This is a genomic window from Streptomyces sp. HUAS ZL42, from assembly GCF_040782645.1.
Taxonomy (GTDB): domain Bacteria; phylum Actinomycetota; class Actinomycetes; order Streptomycetales; family Streptomycetaceae; genus Streptomyces.
Window position 1 is genome coordinate 3,452,106 of sequence record NZ_CP160403.1, and the last position, 16,627, is coordinate 3,468,732.

The window sequence follows — 16,627 nt, forward strand, 5'->3', positions numbered from 1 at the left end:
CCCGGTAGTGTCCGCCACATGATCGAAGTGGAAAACATCCTTGCTCAACTGGACAAATGCGCGGACGAGTTCACGTTCCCCGACCTCGGCCATGGTTACTTCTCTGCCGTGGACGCACGGATGCACCTCTTCCGCGACCCGGAACGCTGGGCCCTGATCGTCGAGACCGTCGGCTACAACCCGCGCATGGGAAACCTCGTTGACGTGCTCCATGTCTTCGGAAATTGCCTGACGGCTGGTGGGCCGGGCTTTGCGAACGAGGGGTTCCTCGACCGCGTCGAAAACATGGAGGAGATCGACGACGAGGAGGAGTACGCGGGCGACGCTCCCGTAGTCGTCAGGGGCTGGCCGCTCGTCGTGGACATGGAGCCCGGCGAGCCGCTCGAAGATGTGTTCCGCGCACTCGTGCCGGAGCACCGGGACCTGCTCCTCGCGGACGAGGCCGAACTGTGGTCGCGAATCCCCGCCGACCTGCCGAAAGTGCTGCAGCTGGAGGAATGGCACCAGCCGGAGGATCTCGTTGAAGCGCCTCCCAGCGCGAGTGAGACCTACCAGCAGATCGCGGAAGTCCTTGCTTCCGGTGACATCAGCCGCTACCGACCGAGCCTTTCACCCAATACCCACTGGTCCAACTGGCCGGACTCCGGGCAGCTGTGACCGGTCGCCAAGGCTGCCCGGAACCGCGCCGCTGTCACGTCGGCGAGTCTCGACTGGGTGCTGCCCTGGATGCAGAGCGCCCGTGCCCACGGGTGATCATTACTGTTCTCTACGCAGCTTGATCATCATGGGACCACGGGCTTGGACAACGATACGACGTTGCTGCTTGACCTCGACGGCCTGGCCGTCGTCAGGGTCGAACGGCTGGCAGAAGGCGCCCGGCGGGTGCACCTGGTCACGGCCGAGGAGGGCGCGCGGGCCTGCCCCGCATGTGGAGTGCTCTCCTCGCGGGTCAAGGGATCGGCGATATCGCGGCCGCGGGACCTGCCCCACGGCGAGCGGGGCCTGGAACTGGTGTGGCGCAAGCGGCGCTGGTACTGCCGCGAACCGCAGTGCCCGAGGCGCTCTTTCACCGAGCAGGTCCGCCAGGTCCCGGCCGGAGCACGGATCACCCAGCGGTTACGGAACGCGGCGGGTCGGCGGGTATGCGACGCCGGGTCCACTGTCATTCAGGCGGCCCGTGACCTGCATCTGTCCTGGCCCACCGTGATGAACGCCTTCCGTACCGCCGGGCAGGCGGTGACGGCGGCCGCGCTGGAACCAATCGAGGTGCTGGGCATCGACGAGACCCGGCGAGGGCGCACCCAATGGCAGCAGAACCCGGACTCCGGGCGCTGGGAGCCGGTCGCGAACCAGTGGCACACCGGCTTCGTCGACGCCTTCGGAGTCCAGGGCCTGCTCGGACAGGTAGAGGGCCGCGCCCCCAGCGACGTGCTGGCCTGGCTGTCTACCACCCCACTGGAGTGGCGCAAACAGATCCGCTTCGTCGCCATCGACATGTCCACCGGCTACCGTGCCGCGATCCGTACCGCACTGCCGCACGCCACGGTGGTCGTCGACCACTTCCATGTGGTCCAGCTCGCCAACAAGATGCTGAACACGGTCCGCCGCCGCACCACCGCCAGCCTGCGCGGCCGACGCGGACGGGCCGCAGATCCCGAGTGGAGGGCCAGGCGCCGGCTCCTGCGCAACCGCGAGGACCTGACCGACCAGCAGTTCACCCACATGTGGAACGGGCTCATCGACGCAGGCGCGATCGGCATGACGCTCCTGACCGCCTGGATCGCGAAGGAGCGGCTGCGGGACCTGCTCGCCACCTCCCGCACCGACGCCGACAGACACCGCATCGGACACCTGCGCTGGAAGTTCCTGACCTGGTGCGCGGACTCCGACATCCCCGAGGTCCGCCAGCTCGCCGTCACGGTCGACCGCTGGTGGCCCGAGATAGAAACGTTCATCGCCACCGGCCACAGCAACGCCAAGAGCGAGGGCATCAACCGCGTGATCAAGCTCGTCGCCAGAGCTGCCCACGGCTTCCGCAACCCGGCCAACCAACGCCTACGCACACGCTGCGTCACCACCCGCCGAGCCCGCGGACACCTCCGCACCGCTCAACTTTGAAGACCCAACAAACTCGTGGCTACGGCGACCAGCGCAGATGCGGCGCCCGCTGCAGCCGTCGCTGTCGTCACCCGTTCCGTGAAGGCAGCCACAGGCGCCCCTCCCACGCCCGCACGCTTGAGCTGCACGTCGACGAAGTGATCGCGAACGTCAAGCGTCGGCGCACCTTCAACGAGTGCGGTCAAGGTGATCGCTTGCCCCTTCCTGATCAGCTCAGGCCCGAACGAAATGGTTGTACCTGAAACCGCACAGGCGCTGATGACCGCCCCGTGTTGGCCAGCGTCGGCACTCAGAAGCTCCACAACTGAGACGTTCAGATCGATCTCAAGGGCTCGTTGCCGATCAAACTGCTCACTGGCGATCGCGTGTCGTCCCGAATTCTTCAAGCGGACTACAGCGACGTACGGGTCCGTCAGAGCTACACCGTTGCAGAGGACCTCGATCGTCATGCTCCCGGACTGGAGGCCAGACTGGTCTACCAAGGGTGAAGCACTTTCAAGGTCGTACAAGAGCTGACGCTTTGGGGGGAAGAGGGCCCTTCTGGCGTAGTAGACAGAGACTGCACCCAGAGCCAAGGCGAGGACCGCAAGCCCGATGGTGACTAGGTTGAACCCCTTGCCCTCCAACATGTCCACTGCCGACTGCACTTCTCCCCTTCCAGATCCTCCCCTGAATGACGCAGTGCAAGGTACAGCGAGCGGCTCACGCTCCGCCATGGGGAGTCACACGAGGTCGTCTGGCCAATCGAGTTCCGCCTCGATCTTCTTGTTCATGGTCTCCTCCTGGCCGTAGATGCACCCTTCATAGACGCGGTGGATCACTTCGGGCGAGTTGCCGACGCGCCGGGCGACCTCTGCCACGGGCACGCCAGCGTTCAGCCAAGTCGTGATGCAGGTGTGCCGGAGGTCGTACGGCCGTCCCCCGAGGATGGAAGCCTGAAGGTCCGGCGGGAGGGCGTACTCCCGAGCGTCCCGCCACACGCGCCAATAGGTGCTGCTGCCCACGAGACCGCCCCGCTCGTTCGTGAAGAGCCGCCCATCCTCGGCCGTGCCGAACTCCTCGAGGTGGGCGCGGAGCATGGCCACGAGTGGTGGCGGGATCGGGACCGGCCGGTCCTCCTTGGCCTCTCTCGACTTCAGGCCGCGCCTGTCGTGGCCCTCTCCACTGTCTGTCCACTGCTTCCCCGACACGGGGTGTGTGTCGTGAAGCGTCAGAACGCCCCACCCCTTCTCCGGGAGGAAGCAATCAGCCTTCCTGAGCCCCACAGCCTCACTCGGTCGGAGCCCCGCGAAGTACATGACCGCGTAGAAGCCAACCAGGCGCCAACCCTTCTTACGGTCCCATGTCCCAACGTATGAGACCGAAGCGACGAGTTGAGCAGCCTGCGTCTTGTTCACAAGGACGCGGGGGTCCACGCGGTCCGATGAAGCACTCTTCACTTTCTTGATAGCGGCGAGTGGATTCTCCGTTAGAAGCTTGCACTCGATGGCGTATTCAACCGCGGTATTGAGCGCGCGCCTACGACGACGGGATGTCTCCCCCGCCGCGGGGGTGCCGTCCAGTTTGAAGGAGAGCCGATACTGAACATCGCGAAGAATCTTCGGGTCTTCCAGCGAGGAGACGAGAAGTGAATTCTTGGACATCCACCGGTAGGCGTCTTCAAGTTCCTCCGGCGGGTCAAGTTCGGCGTTCTTGGGAATGACCGCCCACCGGAAGGCGAGACGCAGCTCCTCCGGCGACGGCATTTTCGTTTCCTGCTCTACCAGAGCCAACGTCACCGCGGCGAGCCCGTCGGCGATGCCCTCACGGGTCTTGGCCGCGGCGGTTGGCCAGCGCATCGCCATGTACTCGCGACAGAACGCGAACCAAGGCAGTTCCTCCCGGGCTTGCTCCGCGCTGGCCTCGGCCCGTACCTCGGATTCAGGCAGCCCGTCCGCGATGCGGAATGCCTCGCCACGGCGCATTGCCTGCCACAGGTCAGATCTACGGCTCTCTGCAAGCGCCACCGTGGCGAAGGTGGCACTGCTGACCTTTCCTCCGACTTTCCAGCGGAGTTGGTAGGGACGGGTCTTGCTCTGCGCCTTGGAAACCTTCCCTGCGGAGAGAGGTTCGCCCCGTCAAGCCCTTCGGCTGTTTGAGGTCTGCGGGCCTCTCGCGCTCGATGTACCTACAGACTGGCGTCGGCAGGGCCGACGATCGACTTCGCGGATGTACGGCTCAAGTCGTCCTTAGCTACCGTGAAGTCGAACCAAGTCGTCCCAGGAAGGCGGAGGTTGGCATGGCGAACGAGCGACTGCGCGGCGCGATAGTGGACTTGGGCCTGACGCTCGACGAGGTCGCCGAACGACTCGGGGTCGAGGCCAAGACGGTAGAGCGATGGATCAACGAACCGGAGCGCAAGCCATATCGCCGCTTCCAGTTCGCAACGGCATCACTGTTGAGATGCGAGGTGTCGTACCTGTGGCCCGACGAGCGCACGTCAGCTGAGGTCGCGGCCGCCAGTAACGCGGAGTTGGTCAGGCTCTATCCACACCGGTCCGTCGTGATGCAAACGCTCTGGACGAACCTCTACTCCAAGGCAACCCGTCAGTTTGACCTGTTGGTGTACTCCGGGTTCTGGCTCACGGAAGACGCGTCGTTCCACCGCATCGTGAAAGAGAAGTCAGCCGATGGAGTGCCCATCCGCTTCATCCTGGGAGAGCCCACGTCGGCGGCCGTGGCGGTGCGCGGCGAGGACGAAGGGATCGGCGCGGCAATGGCGGGCAAGATCCGGAACGCCCTCATCAACTACGGCCCGCTCTTCGGCCTCCCCGGAGTGGAGTTCCGGTTGCACGGTGCAACCCTCTACAACTCCATCTACCGGGCCGACGACGAGATGCTGGCGAACGGGCACCTTTACGGGGTCGGCGCCTACATGGCACCCGTGCTGCACCTGCGACGCGTGCCCGGCGGTGAACTCTTCGACGCCTACGCTGAGAGCATTGAGAAGGTCTGGGAGTCGGCGTCCGATCTCTTCGCCTACCGAGTGGGAAGGCACCGCCTGATGAGCCGGATCGACTACTTCCGTGACCCGACCGCCCCCAAGGCCAACTCGGTGGTGCCCTCGGTCACCGCGGTCGTCCTGGACGACGCAGGGCGGCTGCTCATCCACAAGACCGATAACGATCTGTGGGCACTGCCCGGCGGCGGCCACGATATCGGCGAACGCATCGGCGACACCGTCATCCGTGAGGTCTCAGAAGAGACAGGCATAGACGTTGAGGTAGACGGCATCGTGGGGCTCTGCACGGACCCTGAACATGTGCTGGCGTATGACGACGGAGAGGTCCGGCAACAGTTCTCCATCTGCTTCCGAGCGCACCCCGTGGGCGGCACCCTGCGCACGAGCAGCGAGTCAAAACAGGTCCGCTGGGTCTGCCCAGCGGACCTGGACGGACTAGACATTCACCCGTCGATGATGCTGCGCATCCGACACGGCCTCGACGAATCGCGACAAGAGCCCTACATCGGCTGACCGTCGGCAGTTACCTTCGCCAACCTGTGTTCAACCCGCTTCGATGCTGCGTGGATCTCCGGGGCTGCGCGCTGAATGAACCGCCCAACGATCGTGTCAGGGCCGTACCGCTGCACGATCTCGTCCAGCCTCTCAACTGGCGTCGTTTGCGTCCCGTCGGGCGTCGTCGTCATGTCGCAGTAGAGCAAGGCGTCGACCAGGTCCGGCCGCTCCAGCTCAAACTCACCCTCCAACTCTTGCCTGAGCCCGCGCTCCTCAGCTTCCAGCAGAGCGCAGGAGTGGTGAGCCACGAGACGAACAACCCGTTCGTCCGCCCCTTCCTGGTTCCTAAGGAACCGCGCACCATCCAAGGGGTGAAAGCCCGTGGTCGCGATGGCCGGCGAGTACCCGATGTCATGCAGAACCGCGGCAGCCTCGAGCAACTCGGCATCATTGCCGACCATCGGCCCCAGGGAGCGAGCGCGCGCTTAGCAACCCCAAGCGAGTGAGCCCACCGGCGCGGGAGCGGATCAGACAGCAGCGATTCAGAGAGCGAGTACGCCCACTCAGTCAGTCCCATGGCGGCTAAGGCTACGACTGGAGGGGAGGTGTCGGGAGAGCACGTACGGTTCGCCCCTTGCCGTGGATGGTGGAGAGCAACCCGTTTCCTTCCATCTGGCCGAGCACACGACGCACGGCCGTGCGGGAGACTCCAAACCGTTCACAGAGCCTCGCTTCAGAGGGGTATGAGTCACCCACAGAGAGCGAGTCCTCTGCGATCAGATCGGTCAATCGCTGCACGAGGGAGCGTCGGTCACCGCCCCGGACAACGCGCCAACCGATACCGGAGGCTGACTCGACAACGCCGTCCACCTCCAACACCTTTAGAGCGCGGCGCACGGTGTTGCGGGACACGCCGTGTGAACTCATCAACGCGGCCTCTGAAGGCAAGGCGTCACCCGCGTCACCCGATTCGATCTGTTGTCGTAGCGACTCAGAGACCTGCAAGTAGGTACCTCGCGGACTGGCCTGCGGCACGTGCTCTCCCCTTCACGAGCATCCTGCACGGAGCCTCAGTACGATCAGCTTCCCACGTCAGGCGCAAACTACCGCCACCGAGTACCTGGGCAGCACGAGGAAAGCCCACAGACTGAGCCTCGAGCAACGGTAGCCTGCGACTACACGATGACCCGCCAACGCATTGCCGCTGCCTTAAAGGAGCTCAGTGAGGCTACGCAAGTCTGACCTCGAAGTCGAAGTGCTGTACAACCGCATCAGACGCGGTGATCTCGATCTTCAACCCGACTATCAACGCGGCGAAGTCTGGGATACTGCTCGCCGACAACGTCTGGTCGACACGATCTTGCGCGGATGGTACGTACCTGCCATTCATGTAGTACGCGATGACGCGGGCTTCGAATCTATTTTGGATGGACAACAGCGGCTCCGCACGATCCAGGCTTTCATGAATAACGTGTTCCGCTTTTCCGCCAAAATTGAACCACCGAGCGAGGAGCTGGAACCTTATGATGGTTACTTTTTCGACCAGCTTCCAGAAACCCTGAAGAAGAGGTTTCAGCGCTTCGAGATCAGCGTGGTAACGCTGACGGACTATGAACCCGCCGAGCCCTCAGAACTATTCTTTCGCCTCAATCAGCAGTACGCCTTGACTCCTTCAGAAAAGCGCAACGCTCTATTTGGCGCAGCTCGAGACCAGGTGAAGGACGTCGTTTCCACCCTTGTCGAAGCAGGTCTCCTGAAACGCGAGGTTGTAGGCTTCTCAAACGGCAGGCTGGCGTACGACGATGTAATGGCCAGGGTGTGTGTTGCCCTTGAAGAGGGAACCCTCCGACGCCAGTTGAGCAACACATACATTGAACAGTTCTACAGGTCCAATGATTTCAGCCCATCCGTAATACGGCGCGCTTGCGACGCCGGCATCGCCCTGGGGGCCACCCTCGGCGGCCGAAAGATCATGAGGTTTAACAAAGCAACACTATTCACCTGGCTAGTCTTCACAGATCACGTAATCCAAACTACAGGGGAAAGCATCCCAGAGAAGTTCATCAGGAACTTCGAGGGTCTAAGGACAGGCACCGTCACTCCGGAACTACCGATAACAGAACTCGGCCCCACTATCGAGCCAGATCTAATCGGCGTAGTAAAAGCCTACAACGACAGGTCTTCCTATCGAGTGCTTGACGTCTCTTCGGTTCTGTTGCGCGACTTCGCGCTACACATACTGCATGAGGCATTCAGGTCGGCCGGTCGGGGGCGCTTTGCCGATATCTCCGCGAGATTGAAGTCATCGGATGATGCAGAGCATGAAATGCTCGCGGAGATCGAGAGGATCAACTGGGGGGCCGATCTGTGAGACTTTTGCCATTGGGGCAGCGGTGGGAGAGCCTCGCTAAAACTAACGCCTCTGGAGAGTTTCCCCGGCAAGTAGCCTTGGACGGCTTCGGCACACAAGACCAGGTGGAGTTGCCGAAACCTCTCACTGTCATCTTTGGACTCAACGGATCCGGAAAGACACGGCTGCTCAGCAGCTTGTCCAAGTCGCTTTCGGATGCACCTGTCGTGGCCATGTACGAGCTGGTTAATTACCTACTGCACGATTTCGGCAAGCGTGATGACATCCCTGACTTGCTGGACGAGCTAGATCCCCTCGCCCCAGAAAAAGTGAAACTCGATGAAGTCCAGGATCTGGTTCGCCGAGACTACGAAGAGGTTAGATGGTACGTAGCACCCATCGTAGGTAGCCCTTTTTCCGCGCTCGTCGGTGAAGAGGTAGTTCCTGTTTTCGTGGTGCGCTACGGGGGAAGAGAGTACGACTTTCGGAGCATGGGTCTTGGTGAGTTGAGCGTTCACCTCCTCATGTGGATCCTCTCGTACAGCAAGGGTAGTGACAGCCAGGCCTTCCTTCTGGATGAACCAGAAGCATTCTTGCCAGCTCCTTCCAAGGCTGCTTTCCTGGCTCATCTATTGGAAACCTGCATCAATGGCGGGAAGCCCCTCGTTGTCGCATCGCACTCGCTTGAAGTAATTCAGCCAGCCCTTGACGCAGACGCGGCAATTATGCTGGCCTATCAGTCTTCAGACATTCAATTCATCGGCCCTTCGGACATGCTGAAGGATCGAGTGGCAGGATTGTATGGCCAGACGCGGGAAGTGGAATGGGTCGTACTTCTCGAAGATGAAGCGGCATACATTCTAATTCAGGAGATCACCCGTACCGCAGACCCGAAGCTATGGCAGTCATGCCGGTTTCTTTGGTGCGCGGGCTACGGGGATCTCGAGGCCATCTGGGCCCACCTCCCTAGACCCGATCAGAAAATAGATGGAGTCCCATCCTTCGCTTTCGTTGCCGATGGCGACAAGGCAGAGGACGTAAAGAAAGCTGTCGCCAAAAACGAAAAAAAGACCCGCCAGAAGAACCGTTGGCCACTCTTCTGCCTTCCGGGAGATCCGGACGCCCTGATGAAGGCGTCGGCCAAAGAGCAGGTCTCATTCCTCGCAGACCACCTTTCCCAGACCCCGGAGGCGATTGTCGGATTCCTGGAGTCAATCGAGGGGCGGGAAGCCCACAACTGGCTCGAGGATTTCGTCAGCTTCGCCCGACGCCCCCGTCAAGAGGTAATGAGGATGCTATCCATGGCCTACGTGCGAAACACTGATCGGGCCGAGCTTCAGGACTTTCTGTCGTCTCTCAAGTAACTCCCGAGACCAAATCGATGTCCGCCGTCTACCATGCAGCTCCTCACGCCGAACATCTGGCTGGCTGAGCGCTCTGCCTCGAGGGCTGCCTACGATCAACTCACGGCTTCAGGCCCGCGGGAGGGGCCATGAGCCGGTCGCTGCGCACGATATGCGATAGAAGAGCAGCGCGCGTACGACGCACTGCCAAGAGTGTGCAGGTCAGTGGCACTGCGGCTGGCCTGCACAGAACCCTCTCCGGAGCCGTGTGCGCAGGTTCGAATCCTGCCGGGGCACTCGCCTGGGAACAGCAGAAATCAAGCGCTGACCAGGGCGGATGCCGACATGAGAGAGCGGGAGTCAGTCTCACTGACTCCCGCTCTTTCTCACTGTTGCGCACTGATCACGTGTGAGGGGAGTGTGGGCCACGCACGGGGCTCACACGCTGTCCGGCCCCTCCCCCCACCCCATGGTCTTCTCGATCTTCTTGTTGTTCTCCACCTCGCTGTCGTCGGCAACCCCCGCATAGCGGCGGTGGATCACCTCCGGGGAGTTGCCCGCGCGCCGGCCACCTCAGCCACGGGGAGGCCAGAGCGGAGCCGTACGGCTTGCGAGCGAGGGGCGAACACTGCAGCGGGTGGGCCAGATGCGGCTCGAAGCCGTAGTCCTGGAACAGCTCGATCAGCCAGCCCCAGCCATACGTGGCCTCGAACACCACCGGCGTGCCCACCGGCAGGTCACCGATCACTCCCAGCACCGTCTCGCGCCCGTTGCGGACGTTCCGGTTCGCCGCCGTCCGGCCGCTCTCGTCCATCACGGCGATCTGCGACCGGCGGCGATGCACATCGATCCCGACGTAAACCTGAATCGCGGGCCTCCTGACCCGGACTCGGCTCCCCCACAGCAGGGGGCTCCCGACGCACCACAAGGGGAAGCCCCAGCCCTCATAGGTCAGGCCAACGGCACCTTTCTGCTATCGGGGCGTCAGATCGCCCAATTCCGCTGAATACCAAGGGTCAAATCAAGCTGAGGGTCTGCAACCTGTTGACGAGCCGGTAGCATCGCTGCTCGGGCCCCGACGTTTGTTCGGTCACTGCTTTGGTCAGCTCCCGCATGGCTGTGGGATGGGCTCCACGTCCGGTTCTGTCGTACATCTGCAGCAAGCGGCGCAGGAAGGCGCGCACCGCGGTGAGGTCGCCCTGAAGGGCTTTCGCGTGCGCCCTGGCGCAGAGGTCGTTCGCGTTTTCTGCCGACCGGGATTGCATGTGTCTTTCGACGCGGTCGGGCATGCGGACCCGCAGAAGTTCCGAAACGACCACCCCGTACGCCTCTTTCTGTGATTCTTCTGGATACTTCTGCAGGACGCGAAGAATCCTGCTTCGTTGTTTGGCGAGGTCACCCGGGAGCAGGCGCAGGGCGAGGATGAGGCGTTTCAGGGTCCAGGGGTTCAGCGTGAACGCCGCGGCTGATGCGGCTGGGGCTGGGGTGCCTGCCCAGTCGGCCAAAGCGTCCAGGCAGTTGCCCAGTACTGCGGGCGACTCCCATGCCTCCCGCACCGCCCAGTCGGACAGGAGCCGGGACACCTCTGAGGAGTCGGCCGGGTCGCTGGACTGTATGACCGCGGTGGCCAGTTGCACCACCAGCTCGGCCTGACTGGCTTCGGGTGTGGCGGGGAAGCCCTTCAGGTAGTTCTCCGCGTCCGAGGGGCGCAGCGTGCGCGCGTGGATGGCTGTTTCCAGCGCCGCGAAACGCAGCTGCAGGTAGTCCTTGACGGGCACCTGGGGATCTTTCATCAGCCGGCCCACCGTATCCAGCGACATCCGGGACAGGCGGTGCAGTTCGTCCGGATGCCATTGGCTGGCGAGTTTCAACAGCCACTGCCACACGTGGGCGGCCTGGTTGGGCGGGAGCTCGCAGGCCAGGGACAAAAGGGCCTCCGTGCTTCGCGCTCCCAGCGCGTCGTCGGCTTCTGTGCGACGAATCACCTCCAGCTCTGCTTCAAATCCGTGGCAGGTGGTGTCATCCAGGGTCGATGGCTGCATGCAGGCTTTCAGTATGCGCAGGGACAGATCGTGCCGTTTCTGGGTCAGACAGCGGCGCGTCAGGTCCATGAAGTGGCCTGCGCACTTGTAGCGGTCCTGCAAGGACGCCGTGTCGATGTCCGTCACGGCGCTGTACAGGTGACGCCACAGCCACGTGCGGTCGTCGGGCCGCCCGTGCTTGGTGACCAGAGGGGGAAACAACTGCGCCGTGTTCCCGGTGTGCAGCAGGTGCGGCACGTCCACGACGCCGCCCCGCAGAACCGGCATCAGTATGTCGGTGATTTCTTTCTTCCTGGGGAATTTTTCCACCATTTCGAAGAACCCCGCCCAGGGGCTTACATCCCATTCGGAGGCGCCCTGCAGCCGGCGAACCAAGTGGAGCATTGTCTCGTCGCCGCCCAGGGTGAGGAGCATGTGCAGTACTTCGGCCGGGCTGCGAGGTTGGGGAGCGAGGTTCTGCGCAAGTTCGGCCGAGAGTCCGGCCTGCCAGTCATCCGCCAGGGATCGGACGTCCGGGAGCGTTTCACCGTCCGAGCGGTGGATCGCGAGGATGAGAGGGTACCAGGCGTAGATCTGGGTCGACACCGGATCCTGAGCGCTTTTCGCGGCGATGGCGAGGATCAGGTTCCGATGATTGCTCACCAGCCAGGATCGGTCCTCTTTCGAGGTCCTGGTGATGAGTTCCCGCGCGAATTTGCGGTGCAACCGGTTTGCAGGGTCAAGTCCCCTGAGCGCCTTGTGCAGGAATTCATGCCTCCATTTTTCGAAGGTGGGATTTCCGTTTCGGTTTTTGATTCTTTTCAGTGCCCGGTCCAGGGCGGTGCGCTGCCCCAGCCAGACGAGGCGCTGGCCGGCCCCGGCGATGTAGCCGTGTGCCTGTTCGAGGTCGTCCGATGCAAGGCCGAATGCTTCGCTGAGGACACCGTCAGGTACGGGGAGCCGCTGGGCTCCGCAGTACATGAGCAGCAGGAGGCCGAGAGCCTTGTCAGTCCCGGAGTGGTACTTCTGGAACTGTCCGTGCAGTTCTTCCGCGTACCGCTGGAATGCCTGCTCCCGGTCGGAGCTGAGCATGCGGACGACTTCGCCGATGAGTGGGGGGTTGTCGCTCCTGAGACGGAAGTTGATGTCCGCTCGTTCGTTGTGGGTCAAGCGGTGCCGCCGCGAGCGGGACGGGTGCAACTGCGCGGCGAGTGCCTGTACTTCGTCGATCTGTACCCGTCCTACCTGCACCGTTTGCTGCAACGGCTGCAGCCAGGCGGGGGTGTCGCACTCGGTCAGCAAGTACAGCCCGGGTTGGTTGCTGTCCTGGTCGTCCAGCGTGGGGCTGAGGATGACCCGCACATCGTCGGGGTCGCGGAGGGCGTCCAGCACGATGATGAAGGGCTGTTGCTGTGCGGCGCGGAAGGCCTTCAATGCCGTGATGTCGGCTCCGCTCTCCGGGTCGAGGACGAAGACGGGGGCCTGCCTGAGCCGGTGGAGTTCGTCCACGCTGCGCAGCAGCGCCCAGGTGCGGCCCGAGCCCCGAGCACCTTCGACCTTCAAGATGGCGGAACGCGGGGAGGGTTGGTCGAGCCATTCGCTCATGGATCGGTAGGCCTGGCGCTCGACATCCCGTTCGATCGCCGGCCTGGAGAAGCACTCGTGTGTGACAAGAGCCAGCGGGGTGCCGGGGGCGGGCACCTGCTCGCGCCACTGGGCCCAGCCCACGGGCCCGCCGGCGGCCGAGTCGTCTTCTCGCCGCTTCGGCGCGGGTGCAGGGCGGCGCGGGGTGTGCACATCGGCCCTGGCCTGGAAGGCTGCGCAGGCGCGGGCAGCCAGGCGCAGGAACCACAGCTGTTCGGCACGTTCCGTACGGCGAGGAAGGAACATCAGGGCGCAGGCCTGCAGGGCCAGGAGGTACTGGGGGTGCCATTCGGGCTGGGCGTAGCGGCGGACCCGGCGCCAGGGGTCAGGAGCGGCGCGCAGGCGCCGAATGGTGGACAGCAGGCCTTTGGGCAGGAGGACTTCGTCCGCCGCGGTGGTCTCCTCATCGTCGTTGAGCAGGAGTTCTTCCAGCACGTTGCGTGCCGGCTCGTCCAGTCGGGGAAGGTAGTCGCAGACCAGGTAGAGCATCAGCTGGACCGGGTCTCGCAGCAGCAGCCCTACCTCCTGAAAGCGGGACAGGTCGATGAGGCGGAAGGAGTCGGGGGCAAGCTGCGGCTGCGTGGCCACCATGATGTTGCCGGGGTGGAGGTCGTAGTGGGCGCGGCCCAGGGCCACCGTGGGCGGTTTCAGACGGGCCAGCGGGGAAGGATCCGCAAACGGGGTGGGGTTGGGCAGCGCATGAGACCATCCCGGCGGTGTGAAAGATGTGCTGCGCAGGTCGGTGCCCAGGAGCCGCGCGGCGGCGCCGGCCAGGTGGCCGGCGGGGTCGGCCCGATGGCCCAGAGCCTTCGCCAGGAAGTCCTGCGCCGCCATGTCGTGCTCGGCGCGCGGGTCGGGATTCCACTCCGTGAAGATGGATTCGATGACGGCGGCGGCTACATCGGTTCTCCCGTCGCCGGGTGGGATCACGGTCAACGGGTTCAGCGGATTGCGTCCGCGTTCATCGAGGGCGCACTCGAGGAACATCAGCCAGCTGTCGCCGACCCTGAGCGGCGGATAGACCTGGCGAATGAGCCGGCGCCCGGGAAAGACGAAGGCGGGCCCACCCCGGTGGAAGTCCGGACCGGACTGCCAGGCCGTCTCGAGATCATGAGGTTCGGTGACGGCCCCGTCATCGTCGGCACACAGCTTGAGCAGAAGCTTCTGCTGTGGATGCTCTGCATCCCCTTCATGGAAGACGAAGCCGAGGCGTGCTCCGCTGCCCCCGTCGGGTAACGCCTGCGCGAGGGTGATTTTGCGCCGAGTGTTTTGCCACTGCTCCAGCGCAGCGTCGGCCTCGTGGCCAAAGTGTGTCAACCCGCTCATGAGACCCAGTCTGTCCGAACCGGGGCCACAACAGTGGCAGTTGTGATGCTATGCCTGCGGAAGGTGGACGTCGGGGGGCTGGGAATGACGAGGACGGGGGCGATGCGCCGCCTGCAGCGTGCTGCGAGACGGGGCAGGCCCATCAGCGCGCGCGTGCTGCAGCAGGCGGTGGCCGACCACGATGCGAGTTCGGGACCGTGCCGCATCCACGGTGCGCGAGTGGCTGGGCCGGTGGACCTCTCCCACCGTCAACTGGAATTCGGCCTGGAGTTCGTCCGGTGCCGGTTCTCCGATCCGCTGGATCTGCGCGGCCTGCAAGCCATCTCGCTCGATCTGAGGGGCTCGAGTGTTCCTGCACTGCTGGCGGATGGCCTTGCCGTTGACGGGGACGTCCGCCTGTCGGGATGCGTCATCGGCACGGCGCCGGGTGAACCGATGGCCCTGGGCACCGAGGCAGCCGTCGTACGCGACGGCGTGCAGGCCCCGCGCCGGGTGACCGAGCCGTCCGCCGAGGCGCCGCTGCGCCTGGCAGACGCCCGGATCGCGGGCAGCCTCACGGCGGAGGAACTGCACCTGTACTCCAGCGGGATGTGGTCCCTGTTCGCTCCTCGCCTGCGCATCGATGGCGCGCTGCAGGGACGGGGGCTGACGGCGACGGGCGCGGTATACCTGCGTGACGTCCGGGTGGCGCACGCCGTGTACGTCAACGAGGCGCAGGTGGGGGGCATCGACGCCACCGGTCTCTCGTGCGGCCGCGGGTTCTACGCCGACTGGGGTTTTTGCTCCCGCGGACAGGTCCTGCTGCGGGGAGCCGCGGTCGAATCGGTGGTGACCTTTCACGACGCCACCCTGGGCGCACCGCACGGGGAGCTGATCCTCAGCCGCCTCACGACGCCTCGGCTGCGTCTGGACCTGCGCGCCGCCCCGCCCAGGCGCATCGTGCTGCGGGATGCTCGCGTGGGAGTGCTCGTCGACGACTCCGCCACCTGGCCCGCCGCTGGGCGGCTGGACATCGAAGGCCTCGTCTATCAGCGTCTGGGGTCCACCACTCCTCTGTCGCTGAAGGACCGGCTGGCCTGGCTCGCCTTGGACCGCGAAGCCGGCGTGAGCGTCTTCGAGCAACTGGCTGCCTCCTACCAGGCGGCGGGTGACGAGCGCGCAGTCAGAGCAGTGCGGCATGCGCGTGAACGGCATCTGCGGCGCAGCGACAGACTCACCGGCCGGATCTGGGGGGCGGTGCAGGACGTCCTGTTCGGCTACGGCTACGCACCCCGGCGGGCGTTGCTGTGGCTGCTGGCGCTGGTGACGGCCGGCTCGAGCTGGTTCTCCGTGCACCCGCCGGCCCCGGTGGGCGGATCGGGCCAGCGCACGTTCGATCCGGTGCTGTACTGCCTGGATCTGCTGATCCCGGTGGTCTCTTTGGGCTATCGGTCGGCTTTCGACCCGGCCGGCTGGGGCAAGGCGGTGGCCGTGTTCTTGATCGTCTCGGGATGGGTGCTGGCCACCGCGGTGATCTCCGGTGCCAGCCGCGCGCTGGGACGCGGATAGGAGGAAGGCTCGATCCGTTGTGACGGACATCGTGCCTGAGCCCGCTGCGCCAAGCGGTCGACGGGGGCGTGCCCGAGGCCGCCGCCGTGCCCGGCGACCGGCTTGCCGCCATCGATGAGGATGCCGAAGCCCTGAGCTGGACCTGCATGTCGCCGAGCGCGCCCACGCGGGTTCGAGGTACGCCGCCGGGTGCAGGTACCGCGACGGTCCGGGAACAGCGCGGATCCGGTCCAAGCGGTGCGGTGGTTCCTGGCCATGGTCGACCGCGGCAGGAGACGGGGTTCACGAAGCGATCCAGCTGGTGAAGCATGGTACGACCGCCGAGCAGATCCGCACCGTGGGTGAACTCGCCGGACGCCCCTCCGAAGCCGAGACGTTCATCCGCATGGGGCCCGCGAGCTCGGCTGGTGATCACCCACCAGCCGATCCGGTCAGCGCGCTGCTGCAGTCCATGCCGATCGAGGTGATCCGCTCCCGCGCAACCGCCCGCTGTTCGCCGAGCGCAGTCGTACGACTGTGTACTCGCGCTCCCGGTCGCGAGAGGCGTTGGTGCGCACCACGCCTTGTCTCCGAGCGCTTCGACGAGATCACCTTGTTCTCCAACAACCATGGCGGCGTGGTTCCAGTAGGTCTACGTGCGGTCTTCGCCATGGATGCGCAGTTTGTGACCAAACCGAATCAGCCGGGAGTAGAAGCCGTCTCCGTGGGTGAGGATGAAGCCTCCTGGGACCCAGCGGGTAGCTTCCTTCCCTGCTTCGATGCAGCGTGCCGCACACGCGCC

Annotated in this window: 10 protein-coding genes and 2 pseudogenes; 7 read left to right on the forward strand and 5 right to left on the reverse strand. The window is 64.3% G+C overall.

The features are described 5' to 3' along the window. Window positions 1-18 precede the first annotated feature (18 nt). The gene (locus ABZO29_RS15705) at window positions 19-657 is read left to right on the forward strand and encodes a hypothetical protein (RefSeq protein ID WP_367320808.1); all 639 of its coding nucleotides are present in this window, start codon (window positions 19-21) and stop codon (window positions 655-657) included. Between the two features lie 141 nt (window positions 658-798). Continuing rightward, window positions 799-2,118, forward strand: a complete 1,320-nt coding sequence (locus ABZO29_RS15710) for an ISL3 family transposase (RefSeq protein WP_367320809.1) — start codon at window positions 799-801, stop codon at window positions 2,116-2,118. Here the strand turns inward: ABZO29_RS15710 and ABZO29_RS15715 are convergent. Both ABZO29_RS15715 and ABZO29_RS15720 read right to left on the reverse strand, forming a co-directional pair. After that, window positions 2,109-2,753, reverse strand: coding sequence for a hypothetical protein (locus ABZO29_RS15715; protein ID WP_367320810.1), 645 nt, complete (start codon window positions 2,751-2,753; stop codon window positions 2,109-2,111). The genes ABZO29_RS15710 and ABZO29_RS15715 overlap by 10 nt on opposite strands. Before the next feature lie 87 nt (window positions 2,754-2,840). Then, window positions 2,841-4,124: a tyrosine-type recombinase/integrase gene (locus tag ABZO29_RS15720; protein ID WP_367320811.1), complete on the reverse strand. Its 1,284-nt coding sequence runs from the start codon at window positions 4,122-4,124 to the stop codon at window positions 2,841-2,843. Between the two features lie 272 nt (window positions 4,125-4,396). On the opposite strand from ABZO29_RS15720, the pseudogene ABZO29_RS15725 reads away from it, so the two are divergent. Together ABZO29_RS15725 and ABZO29_RS15730 are read left to right on the forward strand one after the other, a co-directional pair. Further along, a pseudogene (locus tag ABZO29_RS15725) lies at window positions 4,397-5,162 on the forward strand (helix-turn-helix domain-containing protein). After that, window positions 5,162-5,632, forward strand: a complete 471-nt coding sequence (locus ABZO29_RS15730; RefSeq protein WP_367320812.1) for an NUDIX domain-containing protein — start codon at window positions 5,162-5,164, stop codon at window positions 5,630-5,632. The pseudogene ABZO29_RS15725 and the gene ABZO29_RS15730 overlap by 1 nt, the downstream one beginning before the upstream one ends. Here ABZO29_RS15730 and ABZO29_RS15735 read toward each other — a convergent pair. Then, window positions 5,620-6,191: pseudogene (locus tag ABZO29_RS15735) on the reverse strand (HD domain-containing protein). The gene ABZO29_RS15730 and the pseudogene ABZO29_RS15735 sit on opposite strands and share 13 nt — an antisense overlap. An 11-nt stretch (window positions 6,192-6,202) precedes the next feature. After that, complete coding sequence (locus ABZO29_RS15740; protein WP_367320813.1) at window positions 6,203-6,649, reverse strand: GntR family transcriptional regulator; 447 nt, start codon at window positions 6,647-6,649, stop codon at window positions 6,203-6,205. Between the two features lie 187 nt (window positions 6,650-6,836). On the opposite strand from ABZO29_RS15740, the gene ABZO29_RS15745 reads away from it, so the two are divergent. Then, complete coding sequence (locus ABZO29_RS15745; protein WP_367320814.1) at window positions 6,837-7,985, forward strand: DUF262 domain-containing protein; 1,149 nt, start codon at window positions 6,837-6,839, stop codon at window positions 7,983-7,985. Between the two features lie 104 nt (window positions 7,986-8,089). Next, window positions 8,090-9,328, forward strand: a complete 1,239-nt coding sequence (locus tag ABZO29_RS15750; RefSeq protein ID WP_367320815.1) for a hypothetical protein — start codon at window positions 8,090-8,092, stop codon at window positions 9,326-9,328. Between the two features lie 995 nt (window positions 9,329-10,323). Here ABZO29_RS15750 and ABZO29_RS15755 read toward each other — a convergent pair. Next, entirely contained in the window at window positions 10,324-14,298 is a 3,975-nt protein-coding gene (locus ABZO29_RS15755; protein ID WP_367320816.1) for a hypothetical protein, read from the reverse strand. 102 nt (window positions 14,299-14,400) lie between these two features. On the opposite strand from ABZO29_RS15755, the gene ABZO29_RS15760 reads away from it, so the two are divergent. Next, entirely contained in the window at window positions 14,401-15,846 is a 1,446-nt protein-coding gene (locus ABZO29_RS15760; RefSeq protein ID WP_367320817.1) for a hypothetical protein, read from the forward strand. Window positions 15,847-16,627: the final 781 nt, after the last annotated feature.

What these genes read in the sequence shown, in the direction of transcription:
- ABZO29_RS15755 (WP_367320816.1), bottom strand. Translation starts at nt 14,298, where the DNA reads ATGAGCGGGTTGACACACTTTGGCCACGAGGCCGACGCTGCGCTGGAG.
- ABZO29_RS15705 (WP_367320808.1), top strand. Translation starts at nt 19, where the DNA reads ATGATCGAAGTGGAAAACATCCTTGCTCAACTGGACAAATGCGCGGAC.
- ABZO29_RS15760 (WP_367320817.1), top strand. Translation starts at nt 14,401, where the DNA reads ATGCGCCGCCTGCAGCGTGCTGCGAGACGGGGCAGGCCCATCAGCGCG.
- ABZO29_RS15730 (WP_367320812.1), top strand. Translation starts at nt 5,162, where the DNA reads ATGAGCCGGATCGACTACTTCCGTGACCCGACCGCCCCCAAGGCCAAC.